Source organism: Methanobrevibacter sp., from assembly GCF_045541095.1.
Taxonomy (GTDB): Archaea; Methanobacteriota; Methanobacteria; order Methanobacteriales; family Methanobacteriaceae; genus Methanocatella.
Genome location: NZ_JAZQIJ010000245.1, coordinates 1 through 1605 on the forward strand (window position 1 = coordinate 1; position 1605 = coordinate 1605).

At 37.1% G+C, this 1605-nt stretch carries 3 protein-coding genes; all 3 read right to left on the minus strand.

The features are described from left to right. Nucleotides 1-27 precede the first annotated feature (27 nt). Nucleotides 28-420 carry a hypothetical protein gene (locus ACKI2P_RS10715; RefSeq protein ID WP_407377463.1) on the minus strand — a complete coding sequence of 131 codons (393 nt, stop codon included), beginning with the start codon at nucleotides 418-420 and terminating at the stop codon, nucleotides 28-30. A gap of 338 nt (nucleotides 421-758) precedes the next feature. Further along, nucleotides 759-1172 (minus strand): type II toxin-antitoxin system VapC family toxin, encoded by a 414-nt coding sequence (locus ACKI2P_RS10720; RefSeq protein WP_407377464.1) that lies wholly within the window; start codon nucleotides 1170-1172, stop codon nucleotides 759-761. After that, nucleotides 1156-1386, minus strand: a complete 231-nt coding sequence (locus ACKI2P_RS10725) for a type II toxin-antitoxin system Phd/YefM family antitoxin (protein ID WP_407377465.1) — start codon at nucleotides 1384-1386, stop codon at nucleotides 1156-1158. The genes ACKI2P_RS10720 and ACKI2P_RS10725 overlap by 17 nt, the downstream gene beginning before the upstream one ends. Between the last annotated feature and the right edge of the window lie 219 nt (nucleotides 1387-1605).

The following is a 1605-nucleotide window of genomic DNA, read 5'->3' on the forward strand; positions in this document are numbered from 1 at the left end:
TCTTCCTAAGACCGCTTGGCCTCCGACTTACCATCCATCCCCGATGTGACCGCTGGTCAATAACATCATTTCACCCGCGGCATTATTACTGTTGAAAGGTTCATATTCTTTGAGTATTTGTTCGGCGGTGACATCCGGGAAATAATCAACCAGGCTCTTCGGATCTTCAAATTTGCCATTTTGTATTCGTACGACGATGCCATCATCATAATTTCTGCTGCCGGTGAATTCACCATCCACAATCTGATTGCTGAGAACATAGGTCATCATGCGGACGTTGTCTCTAACTTTTGAGTAGAACCACTCTCTCATCTCGTTTGTCTGGGTATAATAATCATCGACAGTCCTGCTGATGCTTTCTGCCTTGAATTGACCGTCTCTGGAAACATCCCGCAAGACCAGTGCACGTTCAATCGCCATGAGAAACGCTAAAAGAACTGCAAGAAAGATTAACGAAAAAAATATCGTTCTGATAAATTTATTTCTCAGGCTTTTCATAATAGATCCTTTACCCGGTGAACAACGATCGGATGAATTTACATTTGTAAAAACAACGATGTGATTATTGCTTTATTATAACGTAAAAACCGGACCTTTGACAAAGGTCCGATTATGTAATAAAAATGAATTATCCAAAAATTTCGAATCATTTCAGATTTTCTTTTCCAATATGTTGCTTTAAACGACACTATTATAAAAACATAATAACTTTTTTTGAAAAAAATCCGGTTTGACTATACATATAAAACAAAAAGAGCTTATTTCATCAATTCAACAATTTCGTCCGGTGAGTAAACACTGATATCGAAAGATAAAAAATCCTTTTTGTTTCTTGTAACGATTCCGTCACAATTATTCGATTTCGCACAAACCGCAAGAAGACAGTCCTCAAAATCTTTAGCCCTTTGAAGAAATGCACAATTTACATCATCATTGGTAACAGTAAGAATTTTCACGATATTGAGAATGTGTCCTAACGCATTGTAAGCCTCATCTGTACTTCCGAGTGCCTTTCGTACAAGGTAAAAAATATCCGTTGCTGTCGATGCTGAAATAAAACCATAAATTTCCTTTTTTTCACACAAAGAAAGAATCGTTCTGGACTGTTCATAGAATGGCTCTCGTTCAAGAAGAACATCAAGGATAATATTGGCATCAATCATTAATCTCATAACGAGACAACCTTTCATCACGTAATGAATACCGGTCAATTGAATCAGATATCTTTCCCTTCAAAATTCCGGATATCGCATCAACCGCGGAAACATTCGGATCAACCAGTCTCGCCACAGGCTTGCCATTTTTTGTGATCCAAATATCTTGTGAAGGTACGAGAGAAAGAAAATAACCAAACTTCGTTTTAAATTCAGTAGCTGTAACTTCCATGATCAATCAAATCTCCTTATTAATATTATAGTCGATTCCAGAAGAAATTCAACTAAAATTCGATTGAAATCGGAACCTAATCAAAAAAAATCGTGCGATTGTTAAAAACTATGCATTTTGTGATGCGTTGTCCGGAAACTGAATGGATACAAAATCAGATAAAAAAGGCGGGGACTGTCCCTTGATGGGGCAGTCCCCAATACTATTTTTCTAAAACTC